At 54.9% G+C, this 22510-nt stretch carries 18 protein-coding genes; 16 read left to right on the forward strand and 2 right to left on the reverse strand.

Annotation, left to right across the window (positions count from 1 at the left end; all coding sequences use genetic code 11):
- Position 1 precedes the first annotated feature (1 nt).
- Entirely contained in the window at positions 2 to 865 is an 864-nt protein-coding gene (gene ylqF / locus HMPREF3201_RS02215; RefSeq protein ID WP_062411534.1) for a ribosome biogenesis GTPase YlqF, read from the forward strand.
- Positions 858 to 1658 carry a ribonuclease HII gene (locus tag HMPREF3201_RS02220; protein WP_172980541.1) on the forward strand — a complete coding sequence of 267 codons (801 nt, stop codon included), beginning with the start codon at positions 858 to 860 and terminating at the stop codon, positions 1656 to 1658. Before ylqF ends, HMPREF3201_RS02220 begins: the two co-directional genes overlap by 8 nt.
- Here the strand turns inward: HMPREF3201_RS02220 and HMPREF3201_RS02225 are convergent.
- Positions 1655 to 2608, reverse strand: coding sequence for a magnesium transporter CorA family protein (locus HMPREF3201_RS02225; protein ID WP_062411536.1), 954 nt, complete (start codon positions 2606 to 2608; stop codon positions 1655 to 1657). The two genes, HMPREF3201_RS02220 and HMPREF3201_RS02225, sit on opposite strands and share 4 nt — an antisense overlap.
- A 244-nt stretch (positions 2609 to 2852) precedes the next feature.
- Between HMPREF3201_RS02225 and smc the strand changes: the two genes are divergently transcribed.
- The 9 genes from smc to HMPREF3201_RS02270 all read left to right on the forward strand — a co-directional run bounded on the left by smc (position 2853) and on the right by HMPREF3201_RS02270 (position 15241).
- On the forward strand, positions 2853 to 6407 hold the full coding sequence (gene smc / locus HMPREF3201_RS02230) for a chromosome segregation protein SMC (RefSeq protein WP_062411537.1): 3555 nt from the start codon (positions 2853 to 2855) through the stop codon (positions 6405 to 6407).
- Positions 6408 to 6409: 2 nt separating this feature from the next.
- A complete protein-coding gene (gene ftsY / locus HMPREF3201_RS02235) occupies positions 6410 to 7354 on the forward strand; it encodes a signal recognition particle-docking protein FtsY (RefSeq protein WP_062411538.1) in 945 nt (314 codons plus the stop codon).
- Between the two features lie 10 nt (positions 7355 to 7364).
- A complete protein-coding gene (gene thiM, locus HMPREF3201_RS02240) occupies positions 7365 to 8183 on the forward strand; it encodes a hydroxyethylthiazole kinase (protein WP_062411539.1) in 819 nt (272 codons plus the stop codon).
- Positions 8170 to 8673: an energy coupling factor transporter S component ThiW gene (gene thiW, locus HMPREF3201_RS02245; protein WP_062411540.1), complete on the forward strand. Its 504-nt coding sequence runs from the start codon at positions 8170 to 8172 to the stop codon at positions 8671 to 8673. The genes thiM and thiW overlap by 14 nt, the downstream gene beginning before the upstream one ends.
- Positions 8674 to 8805: 132 nt before the next feature.
- The gene (locus tag HMPREF3201_RS02250; RefSeq protein ID WP_062411541.1) at positions 8806 to 9396 is read left to right on the forward strand and encodes a TetR/AcrR family transcriptional regulator; all 591 of its coding nucleotides are present in this window, start codon (positions 8806 to 8808) and stop codon (positions 9394 to 9396) included.
- Positions 9397 to 9398: 2 nt separating this feature from the next.
- On the forward strand, positions 9399 to 10571 hold the full coding sequence (locus HMPREF3201_RS02255; RefSeq protein ID WP_154254128.1) for an efflux RND transporter periplasmic adaptor subunit: 1173 nt from the start codon (positions 9399 to 9401) through the stop codon (positions 10569 to 10571).
- A gap of 12 nt (positions 10572 to 10583) precedes the next feature.
- A complete protein-coding gene (locus HMPREF3201_RS02260) occupies positions 10584 to 13736 on the forward strand; it encodes an efflux RND transporter permease subunit (protein ID WP_062411542.1) in 3153 nt (1050 codons plus the stop codon).
- A 397-nt stretch (positions 13737 to 14133) separates the two neighbouring features.
- Positions 14134 to 14646: a hypothetical protein gene (locus HMPREF3201_RS02265; protein ID WP_154254125.1), complete on the forward strand. Its 513-nt coding sequence runs from the start codon at positions 14134 to 14136 to the stop codon at positions 14644 to 14646.
- A 34-nt stretch (positions 14647 to 14680) separates the two neighbouring features.
- Positions 14681 to 15241 carry a hypothetical protein gene (locus HMPREF3201_RS02270; protein ID WP_062411544.1) on the forward strand — a complete coding sequence of 187 codons (561 nt, stop codon included), beginning with the start codon at positions 14681 to 14683 and terminating at the stop codon, positions 15239 to 15241.
- A gap of 90 nt (positions 15242 to 15331) precedes the next feature.
- Here HMPREF3201_RS02270 and nadE read toward each other — a convergent pair whose 3' ends face one another.
- Positions 15332 to 17236 carry an NAD(+) synthase gene (nadE, locus tag HMPREF3201_RS02275; RefSeq protein WP_062411545.1) on the reverse strand — a complete coding sequence of 635 codons (1905 nt, stop codon included), beginning with the start codon at positions 17234 to 17236 and terminating at the stop codon, positions 15332 to 15334.
- 163 nt (positions 17237 to 17399) lie between these two features.
- On the opposite strand from nadE, the gene HMPREF3201_RS02280 reads away from it, so the two are divergent.
- Genes HMPREF3201_RS02280 through era form a run of 5 tightly spaced genes read left to right on the forward strand, consistent with a single transcriptional unit; the run spans position 17400 to position 22502 of the window.
- Entirely contained in the window at positions 17400 to 19151 is a 1752-nt protein-coding gene (locus HMPREF3201_RS02280) for a B12-binding domain-containing radical SAM protein (protein WP_062411546.1), read from the forward strand.
- Positions 19148 to 20098: a tRNA modification radical SAM protein MnmL/YtqA gene (locus HMPREF3201_RS02285; protein ID WP_062411547.1), complete on the forward strand. Its 951-nt coding sequence runs from the start codon at positions 19148 to 19150 to the stop codon at positions 20096 to 20098. The genes HMPREF3201_RS02280 and HMPREF3201_RS02285 overlap by 4 nt, the downstream gene beginning before the upstream one ends.
- Before the next feature lie 11 nt (positions 20099 to 20109).
- Positions 20110 to 21069, forward strand: coding sequence for a PhoH family protein (locus HMPREF3201_RS02290; RefSeq protein ID WP_172980539.1), 960 nt, complete (start codon positions 20110 to 20112; stop codon positions 21067 to 21069).
- A gap of 47 nt (positions 21070 to 21116) precedes the next feature.
- Complete coding sequence (ybeY, locus tag HMPREF3201_RS02295) at positions 21117 to 21590, forward strand: rRNA maturation RNase YbeY (RefSeq protein ID WP_062411548.1); 474 nt, start codon at positions 21117 to 21119, stop codon at positions 21588 to 21590.
- Between the two features lie 18 nt (positions 21591 to 21608).
- Entirely contained in the window at positions 21609 to 22502 is an 894-nt protein-coding gene (era, locus tag HMPREF3201_RS02300; protein ID WP_062411549.1) for a GTPase Era, read from the forward strand.
- Positions 22503 to 22510 lie beyond the last annotated feature (8 nt).

The following is a 22510-nucleotide window of genomic DNA, read 5'->3' on the forward strand; positions in this document are numbered from 1 at the left end:
TATGATAATCAACTGGTATCCCGGCCATATGGCCAAGGCCAAGCGCCTGATTCAGGAAAATCTCAAGATCATCGACGTCGTCATCGAACTCGTCGACGCCCGCATTCCCCTGAGCAGCACCAACCCCATGATCAAATCCCTCATCGGCGATAAGCCGTCGGTCGTCGTCCTCAACAAGGCCGACCTGGCCGATCCGGCCGTCCTCGACGAATGGATTACCTACTATAAACAGCAGGGGAGAAAGGTCATGGCCCTCAATAGTAAAGGCGGCAAAGGGGTCAAACAACTGGTGTCCCTCATCCGCTCCCTGGCAGCGCCGAAGCTCGAACGCTGGAAGGCCCGGGGCCTTAAGAACCGCGCCGTGCGGACCATGATCCTCGGCATTCCTAACGTCGGAAAATCGACGCTGATCAATAAACTGGCCCATCGCAGTGCCGCCAAGACGGCCGATAAGCCCGGGGAAACGAAGGGCAAACAGTGGGTCCACATCGGCGACCAGCTCGACCTCCTCGATACGCCGGGCGTCTTGTGGCCGAAGCTCGAAAACCAGACCAGCGCCTACCGCCTGGCTGCGACGGGGGCCATTTCCGACACCGTCTTCGATATGGAAACGGTCATCGGCCAGCTCATCGAACAGCTGTCGGCCCAGTACCCGGACGAACTGAAGGGCCGCTATAAATTGGAAGAACTCAGTGAAAAGCCCTTGGAAACCATCGAAGCCATCGGCCGCAAGCGGGGCTGCATCGTCTCCGGCGGCGTCGTCGATTTGGAAAAGACGTATAAACTCATTTTGAAGGAGTTCCGCGAAGGCGTCATCGGCGCCATTTCCCTCGACCGCCTTGGCGAATTTGAAGGGGATGAATGAGATGGACATTGCCAAATTAAAGGTAGCCGACCTGAAAGCGCTGTTAGCTGAAGGCAGGGACATCGAAGCACTGCTTTCGGCCATGAAGGGCGACGATCGGGTGTCGGTCCGAAAACTGGCCGACACTTATATGAAGCGGAAGGTAAAGGAAGAGCAGGAACGGGAACGGGTCCTGCACCTCTATGATCCGGAAAGTCAGTATTACCGCCAGGGCCTGTATCATGTAGCCGGCATCGACGAAGCCGGACGCGGGCCGGCAGCGGGGCCGGTCATGGTAGCTGCCGTCATCCTGCCCCCTTATTGGGACTGTCCGGGCCTCAATGACAGCAAAAAAGTACAGCCCGCCAAAAGAGACGAGCTGTACGATAAAATCATGGCCGAAGCCGTGGCCGTGTCCTGTATTGCTAAATCGGAGCAGGACATCGACCGCCTCGACATCTACCATGCGACGATGGCGGCTATGTATGAAACGGTAGAAACCCTGTCCGTTCCGGCCGAAGCCGTCCTGGTCGATGCCATGCCCCTTCGGGACCTTACGGTGCCGCACCGGTCCTTAGTCCATGGTGACGCCATCAGTGCCTCCATCGCTGCAGCCTCGATCATCGCCAAGGTCACGCGAGACCGGCTGATGGTCGAATACGACAAAAAATATCCCCAGTACGGCTTTGCCGTCCACAAGGGATATTTGACCAAGATGCATATGGAAGCACTTCGGGAATATGGACCCTGTCCGATACACCGGCGGTCCTTTGAACCGATCAAGAGCATGGTGTTAGGACAAGGTAATTTTTAGAATAAATCCTTTCGCCATAATAAGATAGCCGCCGTAATCGTACAAATCAGGGCGATGCCTGAAACGAAGAAGAAACCGTTGGCCGAGTCCTGGAAGGGGACCTGGACGTTGATGCCCCATAAGCTGAAGATGATCGTCGGAACAGCCAGCATGATCGTGATCGAGGCTAAGAATTTCATGACGATGTTCAGGTTGTTGGAAATGATCGAGGCGAAGGTATCGGACATGCTCATGAGGATGTTAGAATACATTTCAACCATTTCGATAGCCTGCTTGTTTTCGATGATGACGTCTTCAAGGAGGTCTTCGTCTTCTTCATACATCTTGATGAGATGGTGGAGGGCCGTGTTGCGGCGCAGTCGCATGAGGCGCTCCATGACGATGCCGTTGCCCCTGAGGGCTGATGTGAAGTAGGTCAAGGATTTCTGTAATTCCAAGAGCATGAAAAATTCCTTGTTGCGCATGGAATGGCGCAGCGTTTCTTCGAGATCATCGGTACGGTGATTGATCTGCATTAAGTAGCGAAGGAATAAGGTAGCCGAACGATAGAGAATCTGGAATAAGAAGCGCGTCTTTTTAAAGGTATGGAACAGGGGATAGGTGTTCTTCGTAAAGGCGCGCATGACTTCCGTCTCCTGGATACAGAGGGTGACGATAAAGTCTGACGTGATGAAAATACCGAGGGGCAGGGTGTCATAACTGTCCGTTTCCAGGATGATGGGAATGTTGATGACGACGAAAACGTAGTTGTCTTCGATTTCGACGTGGGAACGTTCTTCCGTGTCCAAGGCGGTTTTCAAAACATCTGTGGGGATTTCCGTGACCATGGATACGAGCTGTAAATCGTCGGAATCCGGATTTACGACGTTGATCCATGAGCCTTTTTCAGCGGCTGCCAAGGATATATTTCCATCCAAGTGGCCGTTGCTGTGCTTGTAAACTTGAATCATGTACGGTACTCTCCCTTTCTGCAGTATCAGGGCCTCCAACCCCAAATTCTAATATAATCATTAATTTTCGATTCGTCAACCTTTTTAATGATTTTTTACACAATCTTTGACTGCCCCGACGGGACGGATGTGCGGCTGGCGACGGGCGGATAATTATGGTATGATAACTATACGAAAAAAGAAGGGGAGGCCTGCGTATGACCAAAGACTTCGTACTCATGGCTGATGAAGAGAGTAAAACATTATGCAGTTATTGAAAATGGAGCTGAGAGGCTTCAAATCCTTTGCCGATAAGACAACTTTGAACTTTGATAAGGGCATGACGGCCATCGTCGGGCCTAACGGCAGCGGCAAGAGCAACATTTCCGACGCCGTCCGCTGGGTCATGGGGGAACAGAATATCCGCCAACTGCGGGGCCAGCGTGCTGAAGATATCATCTTTGCCGGTACGCAAACCCGCCGGCCTCAGGGGGCGGCCGAAGTATCGCTCTATTTTGATAACAGCGACCATGCCTTGGACACGGAATTTACGGAAGTCGTCGTCACCCGGCGCCTGTTCCGCTCCGGCGACAGCGAATACTATATCAACCGCCGGTCGTGCCGCTTGAAGGATATCCATAACCTCTTGGCCGACACCGGTATCGGTCAGGATTCGATGGCCGTCATCGGCCAGAACCGTGTCGACCGCATCTTGAACAGTAAGCCCGAAGAACGGCGAGTCATCTTTGAAGAAGTGGCCGGCATCAGCCGCTTTAAGGGCCGAAAAGCCGAAGGCCTGCGAAAAATTGCCGAAACGGAACGCAATTTGGAACGCATCGGCGACCTGACCAGCGTTCTTGAAGAGCAGTTGGAACCCCTGCAAAAGCAGGCCGAAACGCTGCAGCAGTTTCGTGAGCTCGACGGCGAACGACTGGCCTATGAAGGGACCCTGACCCTGCAGGAACTGCGCAACAGTGAACGACTCTTGGCGAAAGTCGAAAACAGCCGCCAGTCGGCGTCGGCCGAAGAACAAGCGGCGTCGAAGGAACTGGAAGGAGCGGAACAGCGGCGAAAGGCCCTCCTGGCAGACCTGGCAGCAGATGACGAAAAACTGCGCCGTCTCGACGAGGCAGCCATGGCCGTTCACCATGACTTGGACAGCTTGATCCATCGCCAGGAAGCCTGCGTCCAGCGACAATCCGATCTGGCTGAGCAAGAAGCCGATGCCAAGCTCGAAGAAGCCCAGCTGGAGCAGCGCCGCCTTTCCTGGGAAGAGCAGCTGAAAACCTTCCAGAGCCAGCAAGGACAGAAAGAGGTAGAACTGGCAGCGGCTCAAAAGGCCCTGGCCCTGACGAAAACCTTAGTGAAACAGGCTGACGATAAGGCCCAAAAGGCAGCGGCCGACCTGAAGGAACGCCTCGATGCCAATTCCAGCCGCAGCCGCGATGTCTTCATGCTGAGCCGCGACTGCGACGACCTGCGCCGCCGGTTGGAAGAAAATGCCGATGCCTGTGAAGAGGCCGATCGAGCTTTTAAGGATAAGAAGCAGGCCTTAGAAGACGTCAAGGCCCAGCGCCGAGACGTCGAAGACCGAAGAGACGAGTGGCAGCAGAAGGTCCGGGATCTGGAAGCGGATGCTGCGTCTCACCAGGAAGCTGCCGCCAAAGCCAAGAACCTCCTTGAAGGCGTTGAAACGAAATATCGCCGCCTTCGTCGCGACGTCGACGGTGCCTTACAGCGCATCGGCGTCTTACGGAGCATGGAACAGGAACACGAAGGCCTGGGCAGGGCCGTTAAGGTCGTCCTTACGGCACAGCAGCCCTGGCGCAGTCATCTTTGCGGCGCCGTCGGTGAATTGTGCCGGATCCCTGGAAAATTTGCCGTCGCCGTCGATGTTGCCTTGGGGGCTGCGTCCCGTCACATCGTGGCCGAAGATGAAAGGGCGGCGAAACAGGCCATTTCTTATTTGAAAGAAAAGAAAGCCGGCCGGACGACCTTTCTGCCCCTCGATACCTTGAGACATCGGACGCGGACCGCCGACGAAGAACGGGCGGCCTCCGAACCGGGTATCCTCGGTTTTGCCTCTGACGTCATTACCTATGAAGAAAAATATAAGACCGTCTTTACGTCCTTATTGGGAAAGACCCTCTTGGCCGATACGATGGATACAGGCTCAGCCGTAGCTAAAAAGTACGGTCATCGCCTGCGCATCGTCTGCCTCGACGGGACCCAGTTCAACGCCGGCGGTTCTCTTACCGGCGGCAGTACGCGGGCCCAGGAAGGCTCCCTCATCAGCCGCCGGGCCTTGATGGAAGACTTACAGCAGCAGATCGACGACGGTCAAAAAGAACTCGAAGCCTTGACGACCCAGGGAAAATCCCTGCGCCAAACCGTAACCGACGGGCAGGCAGTCCTAACCCGGACTGAGAGCGACCTGCAAAAAGCGCAGCAGGAAGCGGCTCAAGCCGAGTGGCAGGTAAACCGGCTCGATAAGGAACAACAGGATCTCGAAAAGAGCGTAGCCGATATGGATCAGCACGTCGAAGACCTCGATACGGCCCGGGCCGACATCCAGGCCGATCTCGTTTCCAAAGAAGGGGCTCTTTCGGCCCTGGAAGACGCGCCGGAAACGGACGTCCGGCAGTGGCAGGCGGCAGCCGATGCGGCCAAGGCAGAAGCCGACCAGTGCCGAACGACCTTGACCGAATGCCAGATCTCGGCGGCGACCTTACAGGAACAGGTCCGCCACGGGGAAGAACAGTTGACCCAGCACGCTTCCCGGCAGGACGAATTGACGTCCCAGCAAGAAGCTTTGAAGAAGCGGCAGGAAGAACTGCTGAACTGCCGTCAGACTACGGAGCAGCTCTTACAGGACCTGGCCAAGAATATCGACGTCAAGCAGGCCGAAACGGCCCGCTCCGATGAGGCTAAGGAAGCATTCTTTAAGAGCCGCAGCGAACGACTACAGCAGAGCCACGATCTCGACGTCCTCGTCGACGATCTGCGCCAGCGCAGTCAGACCTGGCAGCAGCGCCTCAACGCCGCCGATATCCAAATGGAAAAATATAAAAGCGATATCAGTCATCATGAAGAACGGCTGGCCATGCAGGGCCTGAGCCGTCAGGAAGCCATGGATCGGCGCCGTGAAGGATCTTTAAAGGAACTCCACGATAAGGTCAGTCAGTTAAAAGGGCAGATTGCCGCCTTGGGCACCATCAATCCGGCCGCCGAAGACGACTATAAGGCCGCCCTTGATAAGCAGCAGTTTTACGAGAAACAGTGCCGCGATTTGGAAGAATCGAGAGAGAAGCTGCGGGCCGTCGTCGCCGACATCGACAAGGCCATGGCCGACCAGTTCGGCAAGGCCTTTCAGGACATCGGCGTCCATTTCCAGCAGATCTTCAGCTGCCTCTTTGAAGGCGGGTCAGCCCATTTGGCCCTGACCGATAAAGAACATATTTTAGAGTCCGGCGTAGAAATCTACATCCGGCCGCCGGGAAAGAAACAGCAGTCCCTGACCCTTCTTTCTGGGGGCGAACGAGCCCTGACGGTCATCGCCCTGCTGCTGGCCTTTTTGGCCTTTCATCCGGCGCCGTTCTGCCTGGTCGACGAAGTTGATGCGGCCCTGGACGAAGCCAATGTAGAACGCATGGCCAAATATCTTCAAAATTACAGCGGCTCGACGCAGTTCATCGTCATCACCCACCGGCGAAAGACGATGGAAGCGGCCAATACTCTCCTGGGCGTCACCATGGAAGAAAAAGGCGTATCGCGGCTGCTATCGGTCAAAGTAGATGAATTATTAAAGGAAGGAACATGATTATGGGATTTTTTTCAAAACTTCGAAAAGGCTTAGAAAAGACAAAAAATTCACTCATTCAAAATATAGAAACCGTCGTCCGCGGCTACGCGAAAATCGACGACGACATGTATGACGACTTGGAAGCCGTCATGCTGACCGGTGACATCGGCGTCGAAACGACGGAATACCTTCTCGACCAGATCCGGACCGGCGTCAAAGACCGGGAGATCAAAGACGGTAATGACGTCGTTCCCTATCTCGAACGGTGCATCGTCAAGCTGTTGAATGAAAACGACGAACCCGTGCCGGAAACGGACGGGACGCGGGTCATCTTCGTCGTCGGCGTCAACGGCGTCGGCAAGACGACGACCATCGGCAAGCTTGCCAAATTCTATGAAGAACAGGGGAAATCGGTCATGCTGGCTGCCGGCGATACCTTCCGGGCCGCAGCCTCGGAACAGCTGACCATCTGGGCCGAACGGGTCGGTGCTCCCATCGTCAAACATCAGGAAGGCGCCGATGCGGCAGCCGTCGTCTTCGATGCCACGGCTTCGGCCAAAGCCCGAAACATCGATATCCTCTTAGTCGATACGGCAGGCCGCCTGCAGACCAAGTCGAACCTCATGGAAGAACTGCGGAAAATGGCTCGCATCGCCGGTCGCAACATCGACGGGGCTCCGCAGGAAACGCTGTTGGTCCTCGATGCTACGACGGGCCAGAACGCCGTCAGCCAGGCTAAGCTCTTCGGCGACGTCGTGCCCTTGACCGGTGTCGTCCTGACCAAGCTCGACGGCACGGCGAAAGGCGGCGTCATCCTGTCGATTAAACGGGAACTTGGCGTCCCCGTCCGCTGGGTCGGTGTCGGCGAAGGCGTCGACGACCTTCGTCCCTTCGATGCCGCTCAGTTTGCCGACGCCCTCTTTGATAAGAACGTCGCAGCCCGCGAAGACGGCGAAGAAGACTGAGGGGGAGGCCATGATCATCCTCGAAGAAGTCGGATCGAAGCTTACGGCCCTGCGCCGGGAACGTCCGCTGATCCATCACATCACGAATTTTGTCACCATGGACGACTGCGCCAATGCGACCCTGGCTATCGGCGCCTCGCCGACGATGACCAATTCCGTCGAAGAAGTCGCCGAAATGGCCGGAGCTGCCAAGGCCCTGGTCCTCAACCTGGGCACCCTTCAGCAGTGGACCTTGGAGGCCATGGTCCTGGCCGGAAAGGCGGCAGCAGCAAACGGTGTGCCGATCATCTTCGACCCCGTCGGCGCCGGCGGGACGACCTTTCGCACCCAGGCTGCCCTGCGCCTGGTACAGGAACTGCCCCTTTCGGTAATCCGCGGCAACGCCGCGGAAATCACCTGCCTGGCCAACCATCAGAGCGGCCAGAACCTCGGTGTCGACAGCCTCGTCCGTCCCGTAGACAGCGCCTTGGCGGCGGACCTTGCCCAAAAGTTGGCGACGACCATCGCCATTACCGGCGCCGTCGATATCATTTCCGACGGCACCCGGACAGCGACCGTCCATAACGGCTGCCCCATGCTGACCTACGTATCCGGTACGGGCTGCATGACGTCGTCCCTCATCGGCTCCTTTGCCGCCGTCAGCGACGCCTTTACGGCAGCCGTATCCGGCGTCACGGCCATGGGTATCGGCGGAGAACTGGCCATGGAAAGAGGCGGCAGTGCCGGGCCCGGTTCCTTCCACGCCCTTTTATTCGATGCCTTTTACAGCCTCAACGATCGTATGTTACAACAGTATGGAAAGGTTCTGATTACCGATGAACAATGTTGAACTTAAAAAAATGACGGCGACAGCTATTTTCATCGCCATCGGGGTCATCCTGGCTCCCTTCGTTTCGTTTCCCTTCGGCGGGGCCCGGGTCTTTCCCCTGCAGCACCTCATCAACGTCCTCTTAGCCGTCCTCGTCGGCTGGCGTTATTCGACGGCCGGTGCCTTCTGCATCTCGTCGATCCGCATGGCCATGGGCGTCGGGACGGTCCTGGCTTATCCCGGCAGCATGATCGGTGCAGCCCTGGCCGGAATCCTGTATAAACGGACCGGGTCCATTTGGGGTGCCGTCGTCGGTGAAATCGTCGGGACCGGCCTTTTAGGCGGCCTCATCGCCTATCCGGTAGCGGCCTACGTCTTAGATTCCAAAGCCGTGGCCCTGTGGTTTTTCATCGTCGCCTTTTTACCCAATACCTGCCTCGGCGCGGCTTGCGGAGCCCTGTTATACCGCTTTTTGCCCGTCCGTAAATTGGCCGGCCAATTGGAAAAATAATAATTGCAACTTGTTTACAAACCTTATCTTGACTTATAAAGTTCGGTATATTAAACTATAAAGTGGTACTGGGTTTTATGTTTGAGTTTTGGAGACAGTATGTTTTATTTTTTGGGAGTAGGATGTGTTTGAATGACAGAAAATATCCGCGCTAAGATTTTGGCGGAAGCCTTGCGTGAAATCGATCAGCACGGGGCAGAATTCCACATGGATGATTTGGCCCGCCAGCTGCGTATCAGTAAGCGAACCTTATACGAATATTTTTCGTCAAAACAGGAAATCGTAGAACAAGCAATCATTTCATTTTTCGATCCGATTTACGAATATCATCAGAAGCTTCTTGATGATAAGACGATGACTTGTGAAGAAAAAATCATTGCCTTTTTTGAAATACCTAATAAAAATTGGAAAGTCTTGTCCGTGCGGAATATATGCGAACTTTTGGAGAAGATGCCCGATGTCTACGAACGCCTGGAATCCCGTTACCAAAAGGATTGGAGTCTCTTAGAACAAATCCTCGATGAAGCCCAGCAAACAGGGGAATTCAAGCCTTTTGACAAAGTCCTGTTATTGCGCATGCTGCACAGCGCATCCGATGACATCCTCGAGTACTTCAACGATGTCAATCAAGATTCCAGTTTTAGTGCCTATATGAAGCGGTGTGTCGAGGTCTTATTATACGGCATTAAAAATCAGGAATCGAAAGAAATAGGAGGAAACTAAAGATGATGCAAAAACGCAAACTTGCGACGATGAGTGTTGCCGTCCTGACGGCTGCGGCGCTCCTAGCCGGTTGTGGCGCTGATAAAGACGCAGCTAAAGCGGCCGTTGCTGTCAATACGTATAAGGTCGTCGCGGCAGACACTCCCATTCGGGCCGAATACAGCGGTACCGTATCGGCCATGGATAAAGTGCCCATTCAGCCGCGGATTTCCGGCCGGGTCGTAGAAAAATACGTCCAGGGCGGTCAGGATGTTACAGCAGGCCAGGCCCTGTTCCGCATCGACAGCCGCACCTACGATGCCGCCTTAGCGCAGGCCCGGGCAACACAGGCCCAGTCTGAAGCCAGTTTGGCCAATGAACAGTTAAATCTGCGCCGTTACCAGGCCCTGGCAAGTCAAGATGCCATTCCGCAGCAGACCGTAACCGACCAGGAAGCGGCAACAAGGCAGCAGGCGGCTGTCGTTGCGGCCAATGCAGCCCAGGTCGATGCCGCCCAGGATAACGTCGACGACACCATCGTCTATGCGCCGTTCAGCGGCAAGCTCAACGTCGACGACGTTCCCATCGGTACCTATGCTACGGCAGGCTCTACGGCCTTGGTTACCATTTCGTCGAGCAATCCTGTTTATGTCGAATTTTCCATCAGTGAAGCCGAATACCTGCAGATGACCAAGCAGGGGACGGACGGTTCGGGCAATAACTGGGGCGATCACCTCCTGCTCCGCCTGAGCGACGGCTCCGTATATCCTTATGAAGGCCGCATTGCCCAGGTCAACCACGGCATGGACGGCAGCTCCGGCTCGATCATCGTCAAAGCCGTCTTTGACAACCCGGAAAACCTGCTCATCCCAGGCCTGTATGCAACGGTCATTTCCGATACCAGAATTCAGCGCAGTGCCTTGTCCGTACCGCAGCGGGCTGTCCAGCAGACCCTCGGTAAATACTACGTATCCGTCATCGACGGCAATGGACAGGCTCAGACTCGTGAAGTTACGCCGGGCCAGAAAGTCGGTAAGTTCTGGATCATCACCAGCGGACTTCAAAGCGGCGATGTCGTCATCGTCGACGGCTATCAGAAAGCCAAAGGAGCTACGCTGGACCAGCACCTGCTGACCAAGGCGGATATCGACAACGATAACTCCAATACGGCCTCTGACTCGTCGTCGAACAAGTAGGGAGGCGAGACTGTGATATCAAAGTTTTTTATTGACAGGCCCATTTTCGCCGTCGTCATTTCGCTGATCATCTCCATCCTCGGCATCATTTCAATCGTGACACTGCCGGTAGCCAAGTATCCTCAGGTTACGCCGCCTCAGGTCCGCGTGTCGGCCTCCTATCCCGGGGCGAACGCCGAAGTCATCGGCACGACCGTCGCCAGCGTTATCGAACGCCAGATGGTCGGCGTCGACAACTTAGTCAGTTTGGAAAGCTCCAGTAATGACAACGGCACCTATTCGCTGACGGCCCAGTTTGAAACGGGCAGTGACGGCGACATGGATACGGTCAATACCCAGAACCGTGTCAGCCAGGTTTCTTCGACCTTGCCGTCAGAAGTCACGGCGACAGGGGTTACCGTTCAGAAGTCGACGAGTTCCATGGCTATGGTATTCGCCCTGACCTCGCCGAACGGTTCTTATGATGAAACCTTCATGAAGAACTATGCTACCCAGTACTTCATGGATGCCTTGAAATCCGTTCCCGGCATCGGCAGCGTCCAGGAATTCGGTTCCGACTATGCCATGCGTATCTGGCTCAATCCGATGAAGATGAGCATCCTGAACGTCACGCCGACGGACGTCATTTCAGCCATCTCGGCACAGAATACCCAGGCTGCCGTCGGTACCATCGGCGCCCAGCCGTCGGCTAACAACCAGACCTATCAGTACACCATGCGTACCGATGGCCGTCTGCAGACAGCCGAACAGTTTAAGAACGTCATCATCCGCACCAATACGGACGGCACCATGGTCCGCGTCGGCGACGTCGCTGAAGTCAACTTAGGTTCTAAAGATTACAGCGTCACGTCCAAACTCGGCGGCAGTAATGCGGCCGGCTTCATGATCAGCCTGACGGCTGATGCCAACGCCATGCAGTCCGTCAGCGGGGCTAAAGCGGTCCTGGAAAAGGCGAAAGAATCCTTCCCGTCCGACATGGACTATGCCGTCGTATACGACAGCACCAAGTTCATCCGGGCCTCCATCGAAGAAGTTATCCAGACCTTCATTGAAGCCCTGCTCCTGGTAGCGCTCATCGTTTACCTCTTCTTACAGAGCGGCCGGTCGACCCTCATTCCGTTGATCGCCGTCCCGGTATCCCTTCTCGGGACCTTTGCTCTCTTTAAAGTCCTCGACTTCTCGATTAACACCTTGACCTTGTTCGCCATGGTTCTGGCCATCGGTCTCCTCGTCGACGATGCCATCGTCGTTATCGAAGCCGTCGAATATGAAATCAAGTATAACGCCCGAAGTCCGCGAGAGGCGACGATCATCGCCATGGAAAACGTACAGAACCCGGTTATCGGCGTTGCCTGCGTCTTGGCGTCGGTCTTTATTCCGGTCGCCTTTATCAGCGGCATGAGCGGTATCCTCTATCGCCAGTTCGCCCTGACCGTTGCCGTGTCGGTCCTCATTTCGGCCTTCGTCGCCCTGACCCTGACACCGGCTATGTGCTCGACCATCTTGAACATTCATAAACCGGAAGAAAATCCCAAGGGGATTTACAAATTCTTCAACAAATTCAATGAGTGGTTCGACCGCCTCATCGCCTGGTACGGCAAGGTTCTGGCTCACTTACAGCTCCACCTGCGCTGGTGCGTCGTCTTCCTGATCATCATCAGTGCGGCCACCCTCGGTGTTTTCAAAGTCATGCCGACAGGCTTCGTACCGGCCGAAGACAGTGCCTTCGTCATGATGGATATCACCTTGCCGGAAGGCATTTCTCAGACGGAAACGAAGAAAATCAGTGAAGAAATGGGCAATTGGCTGAAAGAACAGCCCGGTGTTGAACAAGCCATGAACATCGTCAGTTACGGCATCCTGGCCGACGGCCAGAAATCGAATGCCGCCGCTGCCTTCATCGGTCTGACCGACTGGGATCAACGTACGACCAAGGATCTGTCGGTCAACGCCTTGATCGGCAAGATCATAGCCCGCGGTGCTCAGATTCCTCAGGCTTCGATCATCGCCCTCAACCCGCCGCCAATTGACGGTATGGGTACGTCGTCGGGCTTCTCCATGCAGCTTGAAGACCGCGGCGGCCATACGACGGCTGAACTGTCGGAAACGGCACAGAAAGTCATCGCCGCTGCCCGCCAACGTCCGGAAATCGGTTCGGTTTACACGGCTTTTGCCGCTGACACCCCGGGCTATCAGCTGGAAATCGACCGCGACAAAGTCGCCCGTGAAGGCGTCTCCCTGAGCGATCTCTATTCGACGCTCCAGGCTTTCTACGGTTCCTATCAGGTCAATGACTTCACCATCTTTGGCCGTAACTTCAAGGTCATCGTCCAGGCTTCTCCGGAATTCCGTGAAACCGTCGATGCCAACAACCATATCTATGTCCGCAACTCCAGTAATCAGTTGGTACCGGTATCGAACTTCGTTCGTCCGAAACCGATGGGTTCGGCAGCGATCATCACTCGCTTCAACGACTATCCGTCCATCAACATCCAAGGGGCTCCGGCCAATGGCTACAGCTCCGGCGATGCCATCAAAGCCTTGGAAGAAATCGCCGCGGACACCCTCGGTGAAGGCTATGCCTACGAATGGAGCGGCATGAGCCGTGAAGAAGTTGAAGCCGGCAACAAGACGGTCTACGTCTTTGGCTTGGCTATCCTCTTCGTATTCCTGGTACTGGCAGCTCTCTATGAAAGCTGGAAGGTTCCTTTTGCCGTACTGTTCAGTATGCCGGCCGGTGTCTTTGGCGCCGCCATCTTTGCTTACCTCTTCAGTCAGCAGAACAACATCTACTTCCAGATTGGGATCCTGGCCGTCATCGGCCTGGCTGCCAAGAACGCCATCCTGATCATCGAATACGCCAAAGTCCGTGTCGATAAGCGCGGCATGGATCCCGTGTCGGCTGCCATTGAAGCCGCTAAGATCCGTCTGCGCCCGATCATCATGACGTCTCTGGCCTTCGTCGTCGGCTCCATTCCGCTGGCCATTGCCTCCGGTGCCGGCGCCGCATCCCGTGTCAACATGGGGATTACCGTCGTCTTCGGTACGTCCGTTGCGACCATCGTCGGCGTCTTCCTCATTCCGATGATGTTCATCATCGTCGAAAACTTTGGGCACAAACGGGTTCGCCCGAAAAGCGAAATCGGTCGACTGAAAGACATGTAGTCGGCTCCTGACTTACCCGCGTTTAAGCTACCATTCCTGACACGCTCTGCCAATTCGGCAGGGCGTGTTTTTTTGTTTTCTCCTACGAATTTTCACGATACACGGCGACTTCAAAAAGCGCGGAAACGGGCTGTCCACCTGTGAATTTTAATGGTTCTGTATTGACAGAACTAATCATTCTATGTTATATAGTAATGAGATAAATGCGAAATTCGTCTTTTATCATGACCTCAATCCTGACGGTATCAGACGTCATCGATTGCCGCAGATGCCGGTCGGGACAGCTGTTTTCTTTACAGGCACGAATTACCTTTTGAATAGATGATAACGAGTGCAGGACCCTTCCCAAAAGGGAGGGGGCTTATCGAGATGTATGATCGTAAAAGGAGGCAACCCTATGAGATTCTCACGTTTTATGAAACTGGCCGTCGTCATGGCCGTCACCATCTTGGCCGCCGTCTTCATCAGCGGCTGCGGCAGTTCGGACAAATTTGCCGGTGAATGGACCGGTACCGGGCGCTATAACCAGACCGATTTTGACTGTTTTTATGATTTGAAGATTGAAAAAGACGGCAATAGCAACGGCTATACGATTGAACAGACCCGCTCCTATTGGAATGCCAAGGAAAGCATAAGCGGCAGCAGTGCGTCTTACAGTTGGAAGAACGAAACGGAAAAATTGACCGGCAGTCTTCAGAACGATGTCTTAGAAATTGCAGGCAATAGCCAATCATCCCTGACCTATAATGCCGACAAGGAAGAGCTCCAGTATAAGACTGGTGATACCATCGTCACCCTGCAAAAGAGCAAAGACGCTGCCGGCGACTTGGATTCCTTTAAAAATCGCCAGAAAGAAGAATTGCTGGATAAGTTGAATAAAATGGGGAGAAACTTCTCCTTCACAGATTAAAAGAACTGATATTACGACATAAGGAGGTAATCTAATGAGTTCACTGTCAAAATTCATGAAACTAGTTGTGTTTGCAGCGGTCAGCATCTTTGTTGTCGCCTTTATCAGCGGCTGCATCAATACCAAGAGTGTCGACTATTCCGGCCAATGGGTCGGCTACGGGAAAACGGGTTTCCCGAAAGAAATGGACTGCGTCTATGACGTCAATATTGAAAAGACCGGCGATGGCTATACGGTCAGCTTAGAGCGCAGCAACTGGGAATTAAAAGATATCCCCGATCCGGGCTTGATCGACAGCATCGTCAACCAGGACAACCAGCAGTATGAATGGACGACGATGAAGGAAATGAATCTCAAGGCAACGGAAAAAGACAATACGTTGACGACGACGACGGAAAACCCCCTGACCTTTACCTATCAGGAGAAAGACGGAGTCTTGGAACTGTCCTTTAAAGACTACTCCCATCAGAATGAACAGGTAACGGTACAGCTTCATAAGGCCGTAAAGGGTGAAGTCGAAGACTTCAAGAACCGCTCGAAAGAAGACCTCATCAAGAGCATGACACCGGAAAATCGTCATTCTTTCAAGGAATGATCCTTGGACAAGATCAATAACTGTACAGGATGACATGAAAAAAGGACTGTTGATTCACGCTTGTGAATCAGCAGTCCTTTGTGGTATACGTTAGAAAGATTCTGAAAGGAGGCGTTCTTTTAATTCCAGGTACCGCGTCGTAAAGTACGGTGTCAGCTGGGCTTCGCGCAGGTCGTTGCCGAAGGGGCGGCGGCTGATGGACAGGATGGGCGGGCTCTGGATCCGCTTGGCGACGGCAAAGCCGGCCAGGAGGCGCCACCAGCGTTCGAGGTCGTCGATGAATTCCTTGGCCGTCGGGAACAGCTTATGGACGTCGACGGCGCAGCCGATGTTCTTTTCCAGGGTGCCGTCGATGTACCAGTTGAGGATCGATTCCGGCGTAGCCCGCTGCCAGCGTTCGACGAAGGCGGCGAAGAGGTAGTCGTGGTAGGGGTAGATCAAGGGGTCGCCTTGACCCTTAGTGACATCCTGCTTATTCGACAATTCGGCACTGGGGACGATATCGATGCTGCCCTGGGGGACGACTTCGCGGCCGAAGACCTTGTCGTTTAAGTAGTGGGCCAGTTCGTAGACCTGGTGCTTCCAAAGGTCGGCCGTGGCGGCCAGGTAGCCGGCGCTGTCGCCGTAGAGGGTGGCATAGCCGACGGACGTTTCGGCCTTATTGGCATTGCAGGTGAAGACGCCGCCAAAGGCTGCGGCCGCTGCCGACAGGATGCGGCTCGACCGGTCCCGGGCCTGGATGTTTTCTTCGATGAAGCTGGTTAGGGCCAGGTGACCTTTATCGGCTTGGCCCTGATGGAGGATGGTTTCACTGAACTGTTTCCGCGTCAGTTCCAGGCTGTCCTGGACGGGGATGACCGTGTACAGGCAGCCGATGTTGTCGGCCAGTTCCTTGGCCAGGCTCTTGGTCATGTCCGAATTGTAGCAGCTGGGCATGTTGACCAGAAGGATGTTTTCCGGCGGCAGGACCGTGGCATAGAGGGCGGCGTTGACCGCTGAGTCGATGCCGCCTGATACGCCGATGACGACTTTATGGACGCCGATGGTATCCATAAAGTGCTTGAGGCCGTAGTGGAGGCTGTCGTAAATATCTTCGATCTGCGACTTTTCCGGCTGGACCTTCGACGGGGACGTAAAGGCCTGGGTCGTTTCGTCGAAGTCGACGATGAGCAGTTCTTCTGTAAAGGGCGTGCAGGCGCTGTGGTGGCTGCCGTCTTTTTGGTAGGTGCTGCTGGCGCCGTCGAAGGTATAGATGTTTTTGCCGTTGTTCTGGATGCCCGTACAGTTGACGTAAATGGCCGGGCAGTGAATCTTGTCGATGGCCTGGCCGAAGAGGCGGTGGCGGCGCTGGGTCTTGCCCAGGGTGAAGGGCGAGTTTGAAACATTGACGAAGAGGTCGATATCGTACATCTTGCCTAAGTAGTGCATCGGTTTGAAGGGATAGTTTTCATCCCAGCTGTCTTCGCAGATGAGGGGCCCGATGCGGAACTTGCGGCCGTCGTCGAAGGGAATCTGGACCGGCGACAAGAAGTCTTCCGGGAAGGCGTGGCGTTCCTGGGCGACTTCGATGAGGGACGTGAAGTAGCGGATGTCGCTGAATTCCCGATAATTGGGAAGCAGGGTCTTGATGTAGAAAGGGTAGGGCGAACGGGCCGGTGACAGCCACTTGCCGTTGTAGGCGATGAACATGGCGTTGTATTTTCGCGTCCGGCCGTCGAGGTTGACCCGATCCGTCTCTTTGGCTACGTTGCCGAAGATGATGGCGATGCCCTGGGACAGGTCACGGATTTCGTCGCCGAAACGGACGCATTCATCGATGTAATCGGGCTGGTCCCAGATATCGCCGATGAAGTAGCCCGGGATCGAAAGTTCCGGGAAGACGACGATATCGCAGTGGGCGGCCTTGGCCTTGGCGATGAAGTCTTTCATGATCGCCGCGTTCTGCCGCGGATTGCCGGGGTGGACCCGGGTCTGGGCGAGTGCTATTTTAAACAAGGAAAAGCCTCCTTTTCATAGGTGAGAATCTATATACTACCTCATCTTATCATAAATCGGTAATCGCGAAAAGGCTGGCCGCCGGTGGTTGGCGAAAAAAACATGACAGAACGGCGTCCTTGCGGTATACTTAATGTATTATCAAGTTAGAGGAAGGTCTTACATGAAAACGCTGCTCACCATTTTGAATGCGAAATTTATTCAGTCGTCCCTGGCCCTGCGCTGTCTGACGACGGCCTGTGCCCACCGCGGCGTGGTTGTCGAGGCGGCTGAATATACGATCAATCAAAATCCCTATGACATCCTGCGTCACATAGCAGCCTTTAAAGCCGACGTCATCGGCTTTTCCTGTTATATATGGAACATTGAAATGACCTGCCACATCATCTCCTTAGTGAAGGACGTCTTTCCCAAGACCAAGGTCTTCGTCGGCGGCCCGGAAGTCTCTTATACGGCCCGCAAGGTCCTGGAGGACTGCCCGCAGATCGACTACGTCCTTCAAGGGGAAGGGGAAGTCATGGTGCCGGACTTTCTGACGGCCCTCGAAAAAGGCGGCGACGGCACGGAGATTCCCGGCGTCCTCGGCCGCATCGACGGGACGATCAAAGGCGACGAAACCTTTCAAGAAATCGACGATCTCGACAGCCTGCCTTTTCCGTATGAAAATCAGGACTTTCGCGACCTCGACCACCGCATCATGTACTACGAAAGCTCCCGCGGCTGTCCCTTCCACTGCCAGTACTGCCTGTCGGGCATGAACGACCGCGTCCGCTTCCGCTCCGTGCCTTTAGTCTTACAGGAACTACAGGCCTTCGTCGACGCCGGCGTGTCCCAGGTGAAATTCGTCGACCGGACCTTTAACTGCAGCCCGCACCATCACCGGCCTTTAGTGGAATACATGATCGGTGTCGAAAAAAAGGTCAATTTTCATTTGGAAATCGAACCGGCCGTCTTGACCGACGACGACATCGACTTACTGGCCAAGGCCCCCAAGGGACGCATCCAATTGGAAATGGGCATTCAGACGACGTATGAACCGACCCTGAAGGCCATCCGCCGTCACAACGACTGGCCGCGGATCACGCACATCATGGAACGCCTCGTAGCCCTCGATACGATGCACCTTCACCTCGACCTCATCGTCGGCCTGCCCTATGAAGACTATGGCCACCTGCGCCAATCCTTCAACGACATCTATTCCCTGCGGCCCCATAAGCTGCAGATCGGCTTTTTAAAGCTCCTTAAAGGATCGGGCATTCGCCGCGACTATCCGGACGATTATCGCTATGACCCCAAGGGCCCTTATGAAGTCCTGGCCACGACCTGGCTGCCTTACGAAAAAGTGGCCTATTTAAAGGTTTTTGAAGACGTCTTCGAACGGACCTATAACTCAGGGAAATTCACCTACCTATTGTCCTGGCTGGGCCGGCAGTACGGGCCGGACTACATGAAACTCTATGAAGTCTTGACAGATGAGTGGCTTGTCCTTCATAATGACCAAAAGGCCCTGTCTGACGATACGCTGTGCCGTTTCCTCGGCCACTGCCTCGACGATATCCTGGAGCTGACGGCGGATCAGCGGGCGCTGGCAAAAGAACTCTTAGCCCTCGACATGCTGACCTTTTTCCGCTTCCGCCTCCATCCCGACTTCCTCGGCTGGCAGCCGGCGGAACGCAGCCGGACCGACGACTTCTTCCGTAAGGAAGATTGGCTCCGCCAATATATTCCTCACTACCGCTTTACCAACTGGCGCGACCTCAAGATGCGCTACTATATCTGGCCTGTCAGCGAGGCCATGAAGGCTGAACTGAGCCGCTACGGGACCGTTCCCGACGGCCCGGCCTATATCATTGCCGAGAAACAGAAAGAACGGGCCCACTGGTTCGTCATTCCGGCAAAAGGAGAGACTCTGTGAACGAACGCTACCGTGTCTATTCGACCTATTTAAAAGAAACGTATGGGGAAAAAGTATATAAACTGCCCATCAGCATCCCCGATACCTGTCCCAACCGCGACGGTACCTTAGGAATCCGGGGCTGTGCCTTCTGCGGCTCCATCGGCGCCGGCTATGAAAACCTGCCGGCCTCGGTGACCATTAAGGAGCAGATCGAGCAGAATATGGCCCATATCAAACCGAAATATAAGGCCAATAAATTCATCGCCTATTTTCAGAATTTTACCAATACCTACTTGCCGCCCGACCGCTTCCGGGACTTTTTGACGGCAGCCTGCCGGCCCGATATCGTCGCCCTGGCCATTGCCACCCGGCCGGACTGCCTCAATGAAACCTACCTCGACATCATGGCCGACATCAAAAAAGCGTACGGTGTCGACATCCTCGTCGAACTCGGCCTGCAGACGGCCAACTACAAGACCTTGGCCAAGATCAACCGCGGCCATACGACGGCAGAATACGTCGATGCCATGATGATGCTCCGTGACTATCCCTTCCGGGTTTGTACCCACGTCATCCTCGACCTGCCCTGGGATACGATGGAAGACACGATCGAAACAGCCAAACTCGTATCCGCTGCCGGGACCGATGAAGTCAAGCTCCACGCCCTGTACATCATAAAAAATACGGCCATGGCCGAATGGTATGCCAAGGGCGAAATCAGCCTCTTCACCTGCGAAGAATACGTCCGCCGCGTCGTAGCCTTCCTCGAATACAGCCGGCCGGACATCGTCTTCCAGCGCCTCATCGGAAGAGCGCCGAAAGAGGCGACAGACTTTGCCAACTGGGGCATGGGCTGGTGGCGCATCCGCGATATGATCGACGAAGAATTAGAACGGCGCGATACCCGCCAGGGCGCCTTATGCGACTACCTGCACGGCAAAGCTGTCCGTAAATTCATGACATAAAGGAGATTATTTTGGTAGAAAAGAAACTGCAATTTTCCGATTTGCGTGAAGCCCGGGCCGTCCTGGGCATGAAAGATGAATTCCTGAAGACGCTGCAGCGTGAATTTCCCGACTGCCGCATTGCCGTCCGCGGCGATACGGCCATGATTGTCGGCAGTGACACCGACGTCGAACAAGTCCTGGACGTCTTTGGCGCCCTGCGCTACCTGTTCCGGGAAAATACCTACCTCACGACCCAGCACGTCCGCTACTCGGCAGGCCTCATCAAAGCCGGGCGGGGCGAAGAACTGCGCAGCCTCTATGAAGATACGGTCGGCATTTCTGCCCGCCATCGCCTCATCAAGCCCAAGACGCTGGGACAAAAACAGTACGTCGACTCCATCCGCAAGAACCTCGTTACCTTCGGTATCGGCCCGGCCGGGACGGGGAAGACGTATCTTGCCGTAGCCCTGGCTGCTTTTTACCTCAAGAACCGTGAAGTCGAACGCATCATCCTGACCCGCCCGGCCGTCGAAGCCGGCGAAAAACTGGGCTTTCTGCCCGGGGACCTGCAGGAAAAGATCGATCCTTACCTGCGCCCCTTATACGATGCCCTGGCCGATATGTTCGGCTATGACCAGTTCCAAAAGCTCATCGAGCGCAACATCATCGAAGTAGCGCCGCTGGCCTATATGCGCGGCCGGACCTTAGAAGAATCGTTCATCATCCTCGACGAAGCCCAGAATACGACGCGGGAACAGATGAAGATGTTCCTGACCCGCATGGGCAATCATTCCCGGGTCGTCGTCAACGGCGATGCTACCCAGATCGACCTCGTCGACCGCCGCATGTCAGGTCTGACCGAGGCAGAAAAGATCCTGGCCGGCGTCAAAGGTGTCGGCATGGTCCATTTCAGTGACGAAGACGTCGTCCGCCACGACATGGTCGGCCGCATTATCAGAGCTTATGAAAACTACTATAAAGATAAATGATCTGCCCGAAAGGACAGGGGGACACTGTATCAAAGGGGGTACCACTCGTGCATATCAACATCAACTATGAAGATCCTTCATTCGAACAAGAAGACTATGAAAAAGTCATCGAACGGGTCTGCCAGGAAGCGGCCTTAGTCTACGGTCTCGGCCCGAATGCAGAAATCAGCATTCTCTTGTGCCACAACGATTACATTCACGCCTTGAATAAGCAGTACCGCGACATCGACCGGCCGACGGACGTCTTGTCCTTTGCCCTCAACGAAGGCGAAGAAGACGGTTACGAAGGCCCGGACACGGCCCTTTTGGGGGACATCATCATTTCCCTCGAAAAGGTACAGGAACAGGCTGACGAATACGGCCATTCCTTCGAACGGGAACTGGCTTACCTTACCATTCACGGCATGCTGCACATCTTAGGCTACGACCACATGGAACCGGAAGACAAGGCCGAAATGCGCAAAGAAGAAGAATTTATCTTACAGCGCCTGGACTACGTCCGCCAAGGCGAGGAATTATAGGGAGGAACTACTATCGTTATGGAATCGTTTAAATCGGGCTTCGTCGCCGTCGTCGGCCGCCCCAACGTCGGCAAATCGACCCTTATCAACCGCATTATCAAGCATAAAGTCTCGATCGTCTCCGACAAGGCCCAGACGACGCGCAACCGCATCCTCTGCATTCATACAGACGAGGCCTGTCAGATCGTCTTCCTCGATACGCCGGGGATCCACAAGCCCAAGCATAAGCTGGGGGAATTCATGGATGAAGCGGCCTACCAGTCCCTACGCGATATCGACGCCGTATTGTTCCTCATTTCGGGCAATGAAAAGAAGGGCCCGGGCGACTTATTCGTCCTCGAAAAGATCAAGGATACGGGCGTTCCCGTCTTCCTCATCATCAATAAAGTCGACCTCATGAGCAAAGAAGAGATTTTGGCTAAGATCACCGAATATGCCGAACTCTATCCCTTTGCCCAGGTCATTCCCATTTCGGCCCTCAAGGGGGACAACGTCGACGCCGTCGTCGAAGAACTGCGAAAGATTCTGCCGGAAGGACCGAAATACTTCCCCGACGACATGATCACCGACCAGCCCGAACGACTGCTGGTGGCTGAAATCGTCCGGGAAAAGCTGTTCCGCTGCACCCGCGACGAAGTGCCGCACGCCATCGCCGTCTATACGGAAGAAATGAAGGACCGGGGCAACCACAAGGTCTACATCCGGGTCACAGTCTACGTCGAACGGGATTCGCAAAAGCGCATCGTCATCGGCAAGAACGGGGCTGTCCTGAAAGAAATCGGCAACCTGGCCCGTCAGGAAATCGAAAACCTCCTCGGTTCTTCGGTCTACCTCGACATCTGGGTCAAGGTCAAGCGGGACTGGCGCAACAAGGCGGCAGCCCTCAGCGAATTCGGCTATAAAAACGAGTAGGGGGCCGA

Source organism: Megasphaera sp. MJR8396C, from assembly GCF_001546855.1.
GTDB lineage: Bacteria > Bacillota > Negativicutes > Veillonellales > Megasphaeraceae > Megasphaera.